Source organism: Bradyrhizobium altum (genome assembly GCF_020889705.1).
GTDB lineage: Bacteria > Pseudomonadota > Alphaproteobacteria > Rhizobiales > Xanthobacteraceae > Bradyrhizobium > Bradyrhizobium altum.
Genome location: NZ_JACMYP010000001.1, coordinates 95,892 through 111,916, shown reverse-complemented (window position 1 = coordinate 111,916; position 16,025 = coordinate 95,892). Strand labels below are relative to the sequence as shown.

The window sequence follows — 16,025 nt, the reverse complement described above, 5'->3', positions numbered from 1 at the left end:
TCTATGCCTTCGGCTTGCAGTGCATCAGGCCGGTGCGGCGGCAGCTTGCCACCACCTCGCCGCGCTGGTTGGTCATGGTGTGCTCGAACTCGACGAGACCCTGGGTCGGCCGCGACTTGCTGGCGCGCTTGCCGATGATCCTGGTATGCGCCTTCAGCGTGTCGCCATGGAAAACCGGCTTTGGAAACTTGACGTCGGTCATGCCGAGATTGCCGACCGTGGTTCCCAAGGTCGTGTCGTACACGCTCATGCCGATCATGATGCCGAGCGTATAGAGGCTGTTGAACAGCCGCTGGCCGAACTCGGTCTTCTCGGAGAAGTGCGCGTCGATGTGCAGCGGCTGCGGGTTCATGGTCAGGAGACTGAACATGGTGTTGTCCATTTCCGTCACAGTCCGGCTGAACTCGTGATGGAATTCCTGCCCGACCTCGAACTCTTCGAAATACAATCCAGCCATTTACCGTCCCTTGTAGTTGGGCGCTCGCTTCTCAACGAACGCGTTTAGCCCTTCCTGACAGTCTTCAGTCGATGCGACCACCACGAAACTTTCCGCGGTGTTCTCCACCGAGCGGCGGAAGTCGGCATCGACCGCGCGCATAAAGGCGTCGCGGCCGATCTTCATCACGATCGGCGATTTCGCGGCCAGCTTGCGCGCGATCTCGCGGGCCCGCCCGAGCGCGGTGCCCTTCGGCACCACTTCGCTGAGCAGCCCCATGCGATAGGCGGTCGCGGCATCGAAGGGCTCGCCGAGGAACAGCGGGCCAAACGCCTGGTGCTTGCCCACCAGCCGCGGCAACTGCACGAAGTGGATCGCCGGGATCAGGCCGACATCGATCTCGGGATAGCCGAAGGTCGAGCTGTCGCCCGCGACGATCATGTCACATGATATCGCGATCGTCATGCCGCCGGCGCGCACCGCGCCGTCGATCGCCGCGATCGTCGGCTTACCCATGCGGTACTGCGTATCGTTCAGCGCGAAGTACAGCCGCTCGAGGAATGCCTTGGTCTCGATCGCGGGCTTGCCCCTGACGATGTCGAGGTCGAGGCCAGCGCAAAACACCTTGTGCGCGCTACTGATGATCACGGCGCGCACCGCATCGTCGTCGCGCGCTTTCGCCAACGCCGCCAGCAACGCGTCGATCAAGGGGATGCTGAGCGCATTCACCGGCCCGCGGTCCAGCACAATCTCCGCAATCTGGTTGCTGATCGAGTAACGAACGAGGTCCGTGCTCATGATGTCTTGCCTCCTGTCATCGCTTTGGCCTGCCGCACCGCGCCCGACAGCAGCAAGCCGTCGATCTCGGCCGAACCAAAGCCAGCCTCTGTCAGCACCGCGCGGCTATCCTGCCCAACGTCCGGCGCAGGACAAAGATGATCCTCGGACAGGCTCGCGATCCCCGGCGTCCGCGGCGAATAGACCGCGCCGACGCCCGGCGTATCCTGGCGGACCGACGCGCTGGTCGCCTCGACGTGGCGGTTGCGCAGCCATTCGCCGGGATTGAGGATGCGCTCCGCGATGATATCGGCACTGTGCAGCCGCGCGAGCCAGACATCCGTCGGCTGCGTCAGGAACACCTCGCGCAGCTGCGGGATCAGCGAATCGGCCGCGTCCGCACGCCGGGCGAAGTCGGCGAAACGGGGATCGCCGGCGAGATCCTCGCGGTCGATCGCACCGCACAGCCGCTTGTATTGCGGCTCGTTCACCAGCGTGACCATCATCCAGCCGTCCTGCGTCTGGTAGGTGCCGGCCGGCACATTGAGCGCGCGCGGGGCACCGCCCTCGAGGATGAATTCCGCGACCTTATGGCCAAGCAGCGCCGACGTCGACTGGCAGAGGTTGACATCGATCCAGCGACCGGTGCCGACCGTCGCTCGCGCGAACAGCGTCGTCGCAATCGCCTGGAACGCGTAGACGCCGGTGACGACGTCGGAGATCGTGGTGCCGACCCGATGCGGTACGCCATCGGCACCGACATTGACAGAGACCAGTCCTGAGAACGCCTGCGCCACCGAATCCGAACCCGGCCGCTTTGAATACGGCCCGCTCTGCCCGAAGCCGCTGACCGACAGATAGACCAGACCCGGATTGTCGCGCGACAGGCTCTCATAGCCGAGCCCGAGCCGCTCCGCGACACCGGGGCGAAATCCTTCAATGAGCACATCGGCCTCGCGCGCCAGAAGCTGCGCGATCGCAATCCCGTCCTTGTGTTTCATGTCGAGGCACAGGCTGCGCTTGCCGCGGTTATAGACCGCTGACAACGTCGTGTGATTGCCATAGGTCGTGCCCAAATAGCGCGACCAGTCGCCTTCAGGCGGCTCGACCTTGATGACGTCGGCGCCGTAGACCCCGAGCAGCATCGCGCAATAGGGCGAGGCGATCCCCTGCCCGAAATCCAGCACTTTCAGCCCGCGATACGGCGCCTCGTGCGTAGGCATCAGCTTGCGTTCGCCCGCCATTTGTCCTCCCATGACTTTCGAAGAGCCCTATTCTCTTGGGCATGATCTTATCGGAAAACCGCTGCGCACTTTTCCGGATCATGCCCTACAGCGCCAGATAGCGCTGCCGGATGTTGTCGTTGCCCTTCAGCTCATCGATGGAGGATGTGTAGACGATCTGTCCCTTGTCGATAACCGTCGCGTGGCTCGCAAGGCCAAGGCAAAAATGCATGTTCTGCTCGGCGATCAATACTGTGGCACCCGTGCCGCGGAGCTGCCGCAGCAATTCTCCGATGCGCTGCACGATGATCGGCGCCAGCCCTTCGCTCGGCTCATCGAGCAGCAGCAGCACCGGATTGCCCATCAGCGTGCGGGCGATCGCCAGCATCTGCTGCTCGCCGCCGGACAGCCTGCCGGCGATCCGGTGCCGCAGCGGCTCCAGCAGCGGGAACACGTCATAGACGCGGCGGATCGACCACTCGTCCTCGCCGTCGGGCCCCGTCTTCTGGCCGATGACGAGATTGTCCTCGACCGTATGCTCGGGGAAGATCTGGCGGTCCTCCGGCACGAAGCCAAGCCCGGCCCGCGCGATGTGGTGCGGCCTCATCCCGGAGACCACGTTGCCGCGCAAGGTCACCTTGCCGCGGCGCGCCGGCGCCAGCCCCATGATCGCCTTCATGGTGGTCGACTTTCCGGCCCCATTGCGGCCCAGGAGCGCCATGGTCTCGCCCATCCGCACCGAGAGTCCGACGCCGAACAGGATCTGGCTGGTGCCATAATAGACGTCGAGGTCCTCGACCTGCACCATCGGCTGCGTGCTCATACCACCCCCGCGTGGTCGTCGCTGCCGAGATAGGCCTCGATGACGGCTTCATTCCTGCGGATCGCATCAGGCGTCCCGGTCGCCAGGATCCGGCCGTAACACAGCACGACGATCTCAGGTGCGATCTTGAACACGATATCCATGTCGTGCTCGATGAACACGACGGTGATCTTCTGCTTCTCCCAGAGCTCGCGCACCTTATCGATCATGCGCCAGCGCTCCTCGGTGCCCATGCCCGCGGTCGGCTCGTCGAGCAGCAGCACCTTGGGATCGAGCACCAGCGCGAGCGCGATATCGAGCAGCTTCTGGTCGCCATGCGACAGCGTCGCCGCGGTCCTGTTGCGCTTGCTCGCAAGGCCGAGCAGCTCCATTGCATGCTCGGCGCGGTCGCGCGTCTCGGCCAGCGGAAAGCGGCGATGCATCACGCCGGCACGGCGCTGATCGGCACAGACCGCTGCCAGCATCGTCTCCTCGACCGTCAGCGACGGAAAGATGCTCGCGACCTGAAAGGCGCGACCGATGCCGTGGCGCACGATCTCGGGCGGGGTCTTGCCCGCCATGTCGACGCCATTGAGCAAAATCTGCCCGGCATCCGGCCGCAGCGCGCCCGTGATCAGGTTGAAGAAGGTGCTCTTGCCGGCGCCGTTGGGGCCGATCACGGCGGTGAGCGAACCGTCGGCAAAGTCGAGCGAGACGTTGTCGGTCGCCTTGACGCCACCAAAGGATTTCGAGAGGGCGCGAATTTCCAGCATGGCTAACCGCGCCCTTCACCACGTCGATGGCCGTACCATTCGACGACGAAGTCCATGAGGCCTTTTCGCAGGCCGATGGCAAAGAACAGGATCACAATGCCGAGCACGATGCCGTGATACTCGGTCAGGCGGGTCACGGTGTCGTTGAGGATCAGCAGCAGCACTGTTCCGACCATCGGCCCGAGGAAGGTCGTCACGCCGCCAAGCATATTGATGAAGATGCCTTCGCCCGAGATCGTCCAGTAGGCGAATTCGGGATAGGCGCCGGAGACGAACAGCGCCATGATGATGCCGCCGGCCGCCGCGAACAGCGCCGCTAGCACGAAGATAGTCAGCTTCGCGCGCCAGACATCGATGCCGATGAAGCTCGCCCGCGTGGCATTGTCGCGGATCATGCGCAGCGTGTAGCCGAACGGCGACTGCGCGATCTGGCGCATCAGGAACAGCCCGATCACCAGCAGCGCGCAGCTCGTGATGTAGAGATGCAGATGGTTCGAGAGGTCGATGCCGAGAAACGGCGGCCGCGGAATGCCGCCGCGCAGTCCCTGGTCGCCGCCGGTCAGCGACTGCCACGACAGGATGGTCGAATGAACCAGCATCTGGAACGCCAGCGTGACGAAGGCGAAATAGATCTCCTTCAGCCGCACGCAGATCGCGCCGATGACGACGGCGACGACGAAGGTCATCGCCAGCGTGGCGACGAAGGCCACCGGGATCGGCACACCGGTCTTCTGCATCATGAGGCCGAAACCATAGGCGCCGAGGCCGAAGAACATGCCATGCCCGAACGAGATCAGTCCGGTGTAGCCGACCAGAAGGTTGAGCGACGTCGCGAACAATCCGTAGGCTGCGCAGCGGATCACGAAGTCGAGCAGCTGCTTGCTGCCGAACACCATCGGCAGCAGCGCAAGCAGCACAAAGGCCGCGAGCGCGATCAGCACATCGCGATAGCGCTGCGGCCTGGCGTCGATCCGGGGCACCTTGAGGGGCTGCGCGCCCTGCCCGGCCTGCAACTCGGTCATGCGACCTCCTTGCCGAACAGGCCGGTCGGACGCGACACCAGTACGATCACCATGAAGAGATACATCAGCCCCTCGGTGAACAGCGGGAAGCCGAGCGATCCGAACGAGCGGATCAGGCCGATCAGGAGCGCGCCGATCAGCGCACCCAGGATCGAACCCATGCCGCCGATCACGGTGACGATGAAGGACTCGATGAGGACCGAGAAGCCCATGCCCGGCGTCAGCGAGCGCACCGGCGCGGCAAGTGCTCCCGCCAGCCCCGCCAGCATGCCGCCGAGCGCGAACACGCCGCCATAGATCAGCCCGGTGTTGATACCGAGCGCCGACACCATCCCGGGATTGTGCGCGGCCGCACGGATCACCTTGCCGATCCTGGAGCGCGCCAGCCCCAGCCCGAGAACCACCGCGGCCGCGAGCGCCACCCCGATCAGCAGCAGATAATAAGGCGGCACTACGCCGCCGGCGATGAACAGCGGCGGCACCTGGAACGCTGCCGGCATACCCATCGACCTGAATTCAGGCCCCCAGATCATGCGGACGACATCGTCGAAGATGAGCACGAAGGCGTAGCAGACCAAAAGCTGCATCAGCACGTCGCGGCCGTAGACGCGGCTCATGAAGGCGCGTTCGAAGATCAGGCCGAGGAGCGCGGTGCCGACGGCACCGCTCAGGATCGCCAGCGCAAAGCTGCCAGTGAGCTGATAGGCCGTCATCGCGAAATAGGCGCCGAACATATAGAAGGCGCCGTGGCTGAAATTGACCACCTTGAGCACGCCGAAGATCAGGGTCAGCCCGACGGCGACGAGAAACAGCAGCATGCCGATGATCAGGCCGCTGGTGGTCTGCGTCACCAGGCATGCAGGACTGGTGAGGCAACTGGCGAGCGCGTCGAGGTCCACGAGAATCATCCATTACGGCGGGCCGCAACGCCGGCGCGCGACAACATCAGATGCAAGGCGGAGACAGCACGCTGCCTCCGCCCCGCATGCGGATCAGGTGTAGCCCTTGCTCTTCTTCCACTCGGCTTCGAGCTCGAAGATGGTCTTCCAGTCCCCGGCCTTGACGTCAGGCACGTAGGGCTCCTGCGGGATCGTGGTGCCCCAGCCGATCGCGTAGCCGACCAGCGTGTGGTCGTCGGCGCGCATCGTGACGGTGCCGTCGGCACCGAACGGGCATTTGATGGTGAGCCCGGTGAGGGCCTCTGCGACCTTCTTGCCGTCGGTCGAGTTCACCTTCTTGACGGCCTCGTTGAGGAACATGACGGCGGTCGCGTTCTGCCAGGACCAGTTGGTCGGATACTCGTTGTACTTCGCCCTGTAGGCATCACCCCAGGCTGCATTCTCCGGCGTCGGCGGGAATGTCTTGATGTAACGGTCGCCGGAGTGGATGCCCTTGGGCAAGTTCTTCACCACCGTGAGCGCGGTGTAGTCGGCCATGTTGACCGCGAACACCTCCATCTGGTTGAACATCGCGTAGATGTTGGCCTGGTCGATGTAGGAGGTGAGATCGCCACCCCACAGGCAGGAATAGAGCGCCTGCGGCTTGGCCTGCAGGATCTTAGTCACCACCTCGGTGTAATCGGGCTGGAACAGCTTCGGCCAGGATTCGCTGATGATCTCGACATCGGGCGCGAACTTCTTCAGGTACAGCACGAATTCGCCGGTGGTGTCGCGGCCATAGGCGTAGTCGGGCGAACAGGTCGCCCATTTCTTCAGGCTCTTGGCCTTGGCGATCCCGGCCGCGTAGCCGGCGCCGACGATCGAGTCATGAATGCCCTGCCGGACGCAACGGAAGGCGTTCGGAATGTGCTGCTTGGGATCGGCGGTCAGCGACGATGCTTCCGAGCAGGTGTGGATGCAGAGCACGCCGAGATCGCGCGCCACCTCGTGAACCGCGAACGATCCCGACGATGCCTCGCCATCGAGCAGCATCTCGCAGCCGTCGGTGTTGACGAGCTCGCGCGCGATCCGCGCGGCTTCCTGCGGCTGTCCCTTGGAATCGCGGATCACCATCTCGATCTGCCGCCCGGCAAGTCCGCCCGCGGCATTGACCTTCTCGACTTCCAGCATCACCGCATTGCGCGAGGACGTCCCGAGTTGCGCGACGCGACCCGACAGAATGGTCGCATGCCGATCTTGATGGTCTTGGCCTGTGCGCGCGCCACCCATGGCGCAGCAAAGCTCATCGCACCGGCGCCCATCAGCGCAAGCGTCGAGCGCCGGCTGATGCCCGGTTTCCGGGTCCTCGTCATACTCCCTCCCTGTCGGGTTCGCGTTCCCAAATCCCTGTCGGAGATCGTTTCGTCTCCATGGCCACGATGTTTTCAGAGCAAGGGGGGTGACGTCAAGCCAAAGATGAATTACGACTCATAATTCATCCAGGGAGAAAACGGCGCCGGAATCGGCCCGACGGACGGCAAATGATCAATCTTTCCAGCTTCATCGCATTTCATGCCAGGCGGACTCCGGACCGCTGTGCGCTGAATTATCGCGGCGAAGACGTCACCTATGCAGATTTCGATCTGCGGATCCGGCAGGTCGGCAGCTGGCTCGCAGCACGCGGAATTGCGCCGGGCGATGTCGTCGCCGTCCTGATGAAGAACAGCGGGGCCTTCCTCGAACTGGTATTCGCCACCAGCCACATCGGCGCGGTGTTCCTGCCGATCAATTATCGCCTGTCGGCCGCTGAAGTCGGCTACATCGTCGGCAATTCCGGCTCGCGGCTGCTGGTCGCCGACGAGGAATTTGCCGCGATCGCAGCTGGCGATGCACCGGTCGTGCTGCTCGATGAAGCCGCCCAATCCAGCGTCACCAACCTTGCGCCCGATATTGCCCCGGCGCCGATCCATGTGCGCCAGCCGCGCGACCTGATGCGGTTGATGTACACCTCGGGCACGACGGATCGCCCCAAGGGGGTGATGCTCACTTACGAGAACATCTACTGGAAATCCGCCGACCAGACCGTGGTGCTTGGACTCAACGCCGACACGCGGCTGCTCGTCGTCGGCCCGCTCTATCATGTCGGCGCCCTCGACCTGCCCGGCATTGCCGTGCTCTGGCATGGCGGTATGCTGTGCATTCACCGCACCTTCGAGCCTGAACCGGCGCTGGCCGCCATCGAACGCGAGAGGCTCAACGCGGCGTGGTTTGCGCCGGTCATGACCACGGCCCTCCTCACCTGCCCGAACCGCGAGCGTTACGATGTCTCCAGCCTGCAATGGGCGATCGGCGGCGGCGAGAAGACGCCGGAAGTCCGCATCCGCGCCTTCTCTGACTATTTCAAGAACGCGCGCTACATCGATGCCTATGGCCTCACTGAGAGCTGCGGCGGCGATACCTTCATGGACGCCGGCCGCGAGATCGAGAAGATCGGCTCGACCGGCCGCGCCATCGCCCATGTCGAGATCGAGATCCGCGACGACGCCGGCAAGCGCCTGCCCGCTGGCCAGAACGGCGAGATTTGCTTGCGCGGACCGAAGGTCACGCAGGGCTACTGGAAGGATCCTGATAAAACCGCATCCGCCTTCTTCGGCGACTGGTTCCGCACCGGTGACGTCGGCTATCTCGATGACGATGGCTTCCTCTATCTGACCGACCGCAAGAAGGACATGATCATCTCCGGCGGCGAGAACATCGCCTCCTCCGAGGTCGAGCGCGTCATCGATGAAATCCCCGGGGTGCGCGAGGTCGCGGTGATCGGCCTGCCGGACGACCGCTGGGGCGAAAAGCCGGTCGCCATCGTGGTGCTGGCCGACGACGCAAGGCTCGACCTGGCTGATCTCACCGAATTCTGCCGGACACGTCTCGCCGGCTTCAAGGTGCCGCGGCAGTTGATCATCCGCAACAGCCTGCCCCGCAATCCATCCGGCAAGGTGCTCAAACGCGTGCTCCGCGCTGAGGTCGAGGCCACCGCATGACGCAAGCGACATCCGCCAAGGTCACAAAACTCAACCGGGTCGAGCGCAACGCCTGGACCAAGCAGAAGATCTTCGACGCCGCGACCAAGGTCGTCGGCAAATACGGCTATGCCGAAGCCTCGGTTGCGCGCATCACGGAAGCTGCCGGCGTCGCGCAAGGCACCTTCTACAATCATTTCGAGAATCGCCAGGAGCTGCTCGATCAGCTGCTGCCGAAGATCGGCCTCGACATGGTCCGCTTCATCCATGCACGCACCGGCACTGCCAACGAAGCACGGCAGGAGGTCGAGCGCTTCAGTGCCTTCTTCGACTTCATCCGCGAGGTGCCCGAGTTTCTCCGCATCCTCAACGAGGCCGAGTTCTTCGCACCGATCGGCTACCAGAAGCATTTCGACAATATTTCGAGCGCCTATGTCCGGATCCTCCAGCGCGCGCGGGCCGCGGGCGCCACCAACAATTTCAGCGACGAGGAATTCGAGGCCATCGTCCAGGTCTTGATGGGTGCGCGCGGCTATCTCAGCCGCCGCTATTCCTACTCCGAGCAAGGCGTCACCGCCGTGCCCGACTACGTCATCACGGCCTACCAAAAGCTGGTCACGCGCGGCCTGTTCACCACGAGCGACCAAGGAAGAAAGTCATGAGCGCCGACGGTACCATCCTCGTCACCGGCGGCAGCCGCGGCATTGGCGCGGCGACCGCAACGCTGCTTGCCGATCAGGGCCATCGCGTCGTCATCGTCGATATCGCGCCCGAGCCGCTGGTCGGAACGACCGCCATCCTTTGGCCGGCGCCGTTCGACGTCGCGAGCGAAAGCGCCGTCGTTATCGGCGTCGCCGATATCGAGAAGGCGCACGGCCCGATCACCGGCCTCGTCAACGCGGCCGGCGTGTTCGGCAAGATGCACACGATCGAGCGGGTGCGGATGGAACAATGGGACCGCGAGGTCAATATCGACCTGCGCGGCACCTTTCTGGTCGCGCGCAGCGTCGGCATCGGCATGGCGAAGCGGCGGCATGGCGCGATCGTCAACGTCGCCTCGGTGGCCGGCATGACGTCGGGCCCGATCCACGCCTATACCGCGGCGAAGGCCGGCGTCATCCAGATCACGCAGACGCTCGCCGCCGAATGGGGCCGTTCCGGCGTTCGCGTCAACGCGGTGTCGCCCGGCTTCACCCGCACCGTGGCGCTCGAGGCCGGCATCGCGTCGGGCGCCCTGAACAAGGATCTGCTGGCCCGCCCGACCGCAATGAACCGGCTGGTCGAGCCGATGGAAGTGGCCCAGGCGATCGCCTGGCTGCTCTCGCCGCAGAGCAGCGGCGTGACCGGCATCAACCTGCCGGTCGATGCCGGCTACATCGTCGGCACCACCTGGGCCGCCTATGGCGGTCTGCCCGACGCACCGGCCAGCTGAGGACGACACATGAATATCGAGCTTTCCCGCCAACACCTCGATCTGTCCTCCGCCATCGCCGAGGGCGATATCCGCGTGCTGCTGATGGTGCTGGTGCACATGACCGGCGACGAGAAGTGGCTCGAGCCGCCGTACAAGCCAAAGCGCGACGTCCGCCTGATCCCCGATCCGGACGCGGGCGTGCCGAAAGAGATCCAGGACGAGGTCCGCGCGGCCGTCCTGAATCTGTTCGCGAACGGGACGCCGAAGCCCGTCATCACCAATCCCGGCGATGAACTGATGCTGCGGATGATGCACGCGACGCTCGGCGAGAACGTCGCGCCGGAATACGCGCCTCTGATGCGCGAGGAAATGGGATTCGTTCCCCGCGATGCCAGATGGCGCGAGCGCCCGTCCAACGAGAGGCTGGCGCAGCAGCACGTGCTGATCGTCGGCGCCGGCGTCTGCGCGATCGCGCTCGGCGTTGCGCTCGGGCGGCTCGGCATTCCCTACACGATCGTCGAGAAGCAGGACGAGATCGGCGGCACCTGGTACGTCAACCGCTATCCCGGCTGCGGTGTCGATACGCCGAACCACTCCTATTCGTTTTCGTTCGGCGCCCGCAATCCGTGGAGCCGCTATTTCGCGCAGCGCCAGGAACTGCTCGACTATCTGCTCAAGGTCGTGCGCGAATACGGCATCCGCGAGCACGTCCGCCTCTCGACCGAGCTCGTCGCCTCGCGCTGGAACGAAGGCAAGCGCCGCTGGATCTCGACGCTGAAGACCGCAAGCGGTGAAGAGACCTTCGAGTCCACCGCGCTGGTCAGCGCGATCGGGCAACTCAATGATCCCTCGCCTGCCTCTTTCAAGGGAGACGGGGATTTCACCGGCCAGAAGGTTCATTCGGCGCTGTGGTCCGACGACATCAAGCTGGACGGCAAGCATGTCGCCGTAATCGGCACCGGCGCGACCGCGATGCAACTGGTGCCGTCGATCGCCGACCGCGTCGCCTCGGTCACCGTCTACCAGCGCACCGCGCAGTGGGCGCGGCCGGTCAAGGGCTATTCCGACCCGATCACCGACGGCGCGCAGTGGTTGCTGGCGCATCTGCCGTTTTATGTGCAGTGGTATCGCTTCAACATGTTCTGGCGCTACGGCGACGGGCTGCTGCCGTTCCTGCGCAAGGATCCGGCCTGGCCGCACCCGGACCGCGCCGTCAACAAGGGCAACGACCGGCATCGCCAGGAGCTGGCCGACTTCATCCTCTCCGAGCTGAAGGACCGCCCTGATTTGATCGAGAAGTGCATGCCGACCTATCCGCCTTACGGCAAGCGCATCCTGCTCGACAACAACTGGTTCAAGACGCTGACCCGTCCGAATGTCGAGCTGGTCACCGACGAGATCGACCATTTCGCTGCGGACGGAATCGTCACGGCCGACGGTAAATCCCGACCGCACGACGTCATCGTGATCTCGACCGGCTTCAAGGTCTCCGAGATGGCGGCGCGTCTCAACATCACCGGCCGCGACGGCAAGAACCTCAAGCAGGCGTGGCGCGACGACAATCCGACCGCGTATCTCGGTCTCACTGTGCCTGACTTCCCCAACCTGTTTCTGATGCTCGGCCCCAACTCGGGACCCGCGCATGGCGGCAGCGTGATCTTCCAGTCGGAATGCCAGAGCCGCTACATCTCCGCCTGTCTCGTCGAGATGATCGAGAACGATATCGCTGCGATCGATGTGCATCCCGACGCGCATGACGAATACATCCGCAACGTCGATGCCGAGCACGAGCAGCTGATCTGGACGCATCCGGGCATGACGACCTACTACCGCAACAGAAGCGGGCGGGTGTTCTCGGCAATGCCGTGGCGGTTCGTCGACTATTGGAAAATGACGCACGATCCGGACTTCACGCAGTATCGAAAGACCAAGGCGCGACAGGAGTCCTGACCTGAATTGCCCCGCTCGTTAACTTGACAGCAGGCCATATCTGCCGCAGCATTTCGCTGACTGCACCTGTCGGGGTCGGGAGCGCCTGCTCCCCGCGTCGCAGGAATTGGCGGACGATTTTGGAATCGGCCGCCAGGCAGAGAAGCGGACAGAGGTCCGTCGGCCCACTCTTGGAGAGGAGCATGACGCCACCGGCGAAAGCCAGCGACCTTGCTCAGCGGCAAGGTCTCGGTGCACGTTGAGGCGAACAGCAGCTGCTAGCCGCGTGCACTGCCGACAATCTGAACATATCCGCAGGACGAGAGCGCAAAGGCCAAGCGCTTTTAGGTCCCGAAACACCACTGGTCTACACCAGAGATCCTTCGCTAAAACGAAGTAGCAGGGCCCCGCGATGCTTGAATGCACCGGGGCCCATTCGTTTGCGCGCCATCTCTCTCTCGTCGCACCGCATTGCGTCACCGCGTGGGATCGGGAACAATTGTCTCGACAGGGTGAGGAACGATGATCGAAAAGCCGCGCGTACGCATCTACACCGACTACAAGTCTCCCTATGCCTATGTCGCCAACAAGCGGCTGTTCGAGCTCGAGGAGACCCTTGGCGTCGAGCTGGAATGGCTGCCCTACACGCTTCGCATTCCCGAGTTCATGGGCACGGTCGAGGCGCGCACCCCGCATTTCTGGCGCAAGGTCCGCTACTCCTACATGGATGCGCGGCGGTTCGCGAATGCGCAGGGACTGACCATGAAGGGCCCGCGCCGGATCTATGATGCCTTCTACGCCAGCTCCGGGATGTTGTTCGCGCAGCGCCACGGGCTGTTCCGGCCCTATCATGACACGGTGTTCCGGAAGTTCTGGAACCACGAGCTGGAGATCGACGACCTGGCGGGGATCGCCAGCGTGATTTCCGCGATCGGCGGTTCCACTGAGGCGTTCGAAGCCTATGTTCGCGGCCCTGCCCGCGCGGAACACGATCGCATCATCGACGAGGCCGAAGCGCTCGGCGTGTTCGGTGTGCCCAGCATGGTGTTCAACGGCGAACTGTTCTGGGGCGGCGATCGCATCGATATGATGATCGAGCGGATCAGGCATCCGGACCCGGTCGCGGTCGCGCTCGGCAGCAGGCATCGAACCTGGACGACGGGCGTTTCTAATCTGCTTAACGTCCCTGATCGATCAGCCTCCACTCAGGGTCGCCCAGCATCCCGTGCGTTCCAGCACGGGCTTCAGCGCCGCGCGATCGCCGGCATCGAGCGCGGCAAACTTCTCGCGCAGCTGCTGCAGGCACTTGACCTGATATTTAAACGGCGCAAGCGCGTAAGGCAGTCCCCAGACGCTGATCTCGAGCCGTTCGAGGCCCTTCCCAAATGCATCGGCATTGGCGGCAAGGAACGGCAGATAGAGCTCGCCCGCGATCCGCAGCAGCGCCTCGGCGAACCCGCCGAGCGCCTGCTCGCGCGGATACCAGTCGCCCTCCACACCGGAGGCATCATCGAGCCGCCGCACCCAGTGATCGGTGAACGGCGCGCGTTCCCGCATGATCCGCATCGGGGTCGGATCGGTCGCCATCTCGCTGAACTGGCCGAACCAGGCGAAATCCGCCAGCGACGGCCGGCTGCCGAACAGATAATTCGTCATGCCGACATGCGGCTCGAATGCCGCGAGCGTCCGGCGATAGCTCTGCTCCAGCAGCGGACGGTTCTCTTCGGTGGCGCCGAGAATGGCCATGCGCGAAATCTGCCGCTGCCGGAATTCCTCGATTTCCTCGCGGCTGCCGGCCGCGGCTTCCGACGTCGACCACTCCTCTCCCGCCCAGCGCGAGACATAAGCCTGATCTTCCTCGTCCCACCAGCGATAGAGAAAAAGCAGCTTCACCGCCCATTCGTCGGCGAGGTCCTCGAGCAGATCGCAGACGAAGGCTGTGGCCTTCTCCTCCGGGATCACCGACCGCCCCCGGTGACGCGCCTCCAGATCGTAGGCGAGCGTCGTGGTCTCGCCGCGATAGCTGCCGTCGGGATATTGCAGCACCGGAATCAGCATCGGCTTCAGATGCGCGGTTGCCGCCCGCAACGCCTTGGTCATGATCACCCAGTCGTGCGGGATGCGCCGGTAGCGCATCAGCGCCCGCAGCTTGATCGCATAGGGCGATGCGGTCGAACCGATCAGGCGGTAGCGGCCTTCCGTCATGACGCCCCCTCCGAAAACGCCGGATTGCCGTACGGATAGAACTGCGCAAGATCGACGTTCTTGTAGGGCAGCTTGTCCAGCTGCGTCGTGCCAAGGAAAGGCTCGTCAGGCTCGACCAGCAGGATCGTCTTGGCAAAGCCGTTGTCGTCGAAGCCGCGCCGAAAGTGCACCCGCGACTTGATCGCCATGACCTCGAATCCACCGATGTCAGGCACCAGCGCTTTCAGCGAGAACGGCTCCATGATCTGCACCAGATAGGTGGAGAGGATCAGCACATTGTTGCGGCCGAAGCGCACGCAGACCCAGAACTGCCCGTACCCCTCCGCCGCCGCCGAGATCGCACCCTGAATGCGGACCGGATCGCCCGCCGACTCGTCGGCGCGGCCGCCGATCTCCATGTCGAAGGCATCGCCGGCCTTGGCACCCGCCGCCTTCAGGCTTGCCGTCGCCCTGGCATCGGCAATGGTCGCGATGACAGTGTTGGCGAGGTCCTGCGCAATGATCTCGCGCAGCAGCCAGGTCGCCGACCCCGAGCGGTCGCTGTGATCGGCCAGCACCACCGGCGTGTTGCCATCGGCGACGGCCTGCTTGGCCAGCGCCACACCCTCGGCAATGCTGTGCAACCGGGTCGATTGCAGCAGCGCCTTGCGCAGCCGCCAGATCATGCCGGCGAGATCGCGCGCGACCTGCTCGGCGAGCTTTGGGTTGTCGTTGGTCAGGACCTGCACGGTCATGCCGACGTCGGGGACATCAGCGAACGGGAAGCCGAAGAAGATGTTGACGTAGACGTCGACCTCGCGGGCCTCCCAGACCAGCGCGCGCTGCACGAGATCCATCCAGGGACGCGCGCCGGTCCATTGCAGCACGGTGGGCGAGATCACGGGGACCTTGATGGTCTTGTGCGCTGGTCTGAAGTCGCCGCGGATCGCCCGCACCAGCATGCGCGCCGCCCGTTCGCCCTGCAGATGCGCGTCATAGTGCGGGAAATATTTGACGCCGAACGCCATGTCGGCCTGTTCGAGGAATGCCTCGTCCTCATTGCCGTGAGGGTCGAAGGTCGCGGCGATCAAGGCGGAGCGGCCGACCACCTCGCGGACCTGTCGCGCCAGATCGGCCTCCGGCCGCGGCACGCCGCGCACCGCCATCGCGCCATGCAGGCACAGATAGACTCCGTCGAACGGCCCCTCCTCCTTCAGTCCGGCGATCATCCTTCCGGTAAAGGTGCGATAGGCTTCCTCGGTGATCCAGCCCGATCCGGTGTAGGTCTTCGGCCAGAGTGGGGATTCGATTCCGACCAGTTCAACCTCGGAGAATTCGCGCGCCACCTGCACAAAGCCGCCCATGTAGTTCTCGGGATCGAACTGCAGCAGCGCCTCGCCCCTCGCCGGCGAGCCCGGATAGATGAAGTCGTCGAGCGTGGTCTCGTTCGGCAGGAACGAGACGGTTTCGTGGGAGAAATGCAGGACGGCAATACGAATCTTGCGTTCGCTCATTTTGTGCGCCTCGGCTGTTTTTTCGTATCCTGACATCGAAGGCGCGGGGCGCCAAT

The 16,025-nt window shown here is 64.1% G+C and carries 13 protein-coding genes and 2 pseudogenes; 5 read left to right on the top strand and 10 right to left on the bottom strand.

The features are described 5' to 3' along the window. Position 1: 1 nt before the first annotated feature. The 8 genes and pseudogenes from H8B02_RS00500 to H8B02_RS00465 form a co-directional block, all read right to left on the bottom strand. Entirely contained in the window at positions 2-457 is a 456-nt protein-coding gene (locus tag H8B02_RS00500; protein ID WP_229164012.1) for a MaoC family dehydratase, read from the bottom strand. Further along, complete coding sequence (locus H8B02_RS00495; RefSeq protein ID WP_229164010.1) at positions 458-1,234, bottom strand: enoyl-CoA hydratase/isomerase family protein; 777 nt, start codon at positions 1,232-1,234, stop codon at positions 458-460. Further along, the gene (locus H8B02_RS00490; RefSeq protein WP_229164005.1) at positions 1,231-2,457 is read right to left on the bottom strand and encodes a CaiB/BaiF CoA transferase family protein; all 1,227 of its coding nucleotides are present in this window, start codon (positions 2,455-2,457) and stop codon (positions 1,231-1,233) included. Before H8B02_RS00490 ends, H8B02_RS00495 begins: the two co-directional genes overlap by 4 nt. Positions 2,458-2,542: 85 nt before the next feature. Beyond that, entirely contained in the window at positions 2,543-3,259 is a 717-nt protein-coding gene (locus H8B02_RS00485; RefSeq protein ID WP_229164004.1) for an ABC transporter ATP-binding protein, read from the bottom strand. Beyond that, complete coding sequence (locus tag H8B02_RS00480) at positions 3,256-4,011, bottom strand: ABC transporter ATP-binding protein (protein WP_229164003.1); 756 nt, start codon at positions 4,009-4,011, stop codon at positions 3,256-3,258. Before H8B02_RS00480 ends, H8B02_RS00485 begins: the two co-directional genes overlap by 4 nt. 2 nt (positions 4,012-4,013) lie before the next feature. Continuing rightward, positions 4,014-5,033 (bottom strand): branched-chain amino acid ABC transporter permease, encoded by a 1,020-nt coding sequence (locus H8B02_RS00475; protein ID WP_229164001.1) that lies wholly within the window; start codon positions 5,031-5,033, stop codon positions 4,014-4,016. Further along, on the bottom strand, positions 5,030-5,932 hold the full coding sequence (locus H8B02_RS00470) for a branched-chain amino acid ABC transporter permease (RefSeq protein WP_312000581.1): 903 nt from the start codon (positions 5,930-5,932) through the stop codon (positions 5,030-5,032). Before H8B02_RS00470 ends, H8B02_RS00475 begins: the two co-directional genes overlap by 4 nt. A gap of 93 nt (positions 5,933-6,025) precedes the next feature. After that, positions 6,026-7,284 (bottom strand): annotated as a pseudogene (locus H8B02_RS00465) (ABC transporter substrate-binding protein). Positions 7,285-7,452: 168 nt separating this feature from the next. Between H8B02_RS00465 and H8B02_RS00455 the strand changes: the two are divergent. The 5 genes and pseudogenes from H8B02_RS00455 to H8B02_RS00435 form a co-directional block, all read left to right on the top strand. Then, positions 7,453-8,949 carry an AMP-binding protein gene (locus tag H8B02_RS00455; protein WP_229163996.1) on the top strand — a complete coding sequence of 499 codons (1,497 nt, stop codon included), beginning with the start codon at positions 7,453-7,455 and terminating at the stop codon, positions 8,947-8,949. Continuing rightward, a complete protein-coding gene (locus tag H8B02_RS00450; RefSeq protein WP_229163995.1) occupies positions 8,946-9,590 on the top strand; it encodes a TetR/AcrR family transcriptional regulator in 645 nt (214 codons plus the stop codon). The genes H8B02_RS00455 and H8B02_RS00450 overlap by 4 nt, the downstream gene beginning before the upstream one ends. Further along, a complete protein-coding gene (locus H8B02_RS00445) occupies positions 9,587-10,360 on the top strand; it encodes an SDR family NAD(P)-dependent oxidoreductase (RefSeq protein WP_229163993.1) in 774 nt (257 codons plus the stop codon). The genes H8B02_RS00450 and H8B02_RS00445 overlap by 4 nt, the downstream gene beginning before the upstream one ends. A gap of 9 nt (positions 10,361-10,369) precedes the next feature. After that, the gene (locus H8B02_RS00440) at positions 10,370-12,292 is read left to right on the top strand and encodes a flavin-containing monooxygenase (protein WP_229163992.1); all 1,923 of its coding nucleotides are present in this window, start codon (positions 10,370-10,372) and stop codon (positions 12,290-12,292) included. Positions 12,293-12,793: 501 nt separating this feature from the next. Continuing rightward, a pseudogene (locus H8B02_RS00435) lies at positions 12,794-13,363 on the top strand (2-hydroxychromene-2-carboxylate isomerase); the annotation flags it as partial. Positions 13,364-13,465: 102 nt separating this feature from the next. On the opposite strand, the gene H8B02_RS00430 reads toward H8B02_RS00435, so the two are convergent. Further along, positions 13,466-14,476 (bottom strand): glutathione S-transferase N-terminal domain-containing protein, encoded by a 1,011-nt coding sequence (locus H8B02_RS00430; RefSeq protein WP_229163991.1) that lies wholly within the window; start codon positions 14,474-14,476, stop codon positions 13,466-13,468. Further along, complete coding sequence (locus H8B02_RS00425) at positions 14,473-15,969, bottom strand: M81 family metallopeptidase (RefSeq protein ID WP_229163989.1); 1,497 nt, start codon at positions 15,967-15,969, stop codon at positions 14,473-14,475. The genes H8B02_RS00430 and H8B02_RS00425 overlap by 4 nt, the downstream gene beginning before the upstream one ends. Positions 15,970-16,025 lie beyond the last annotated feature (56 nt).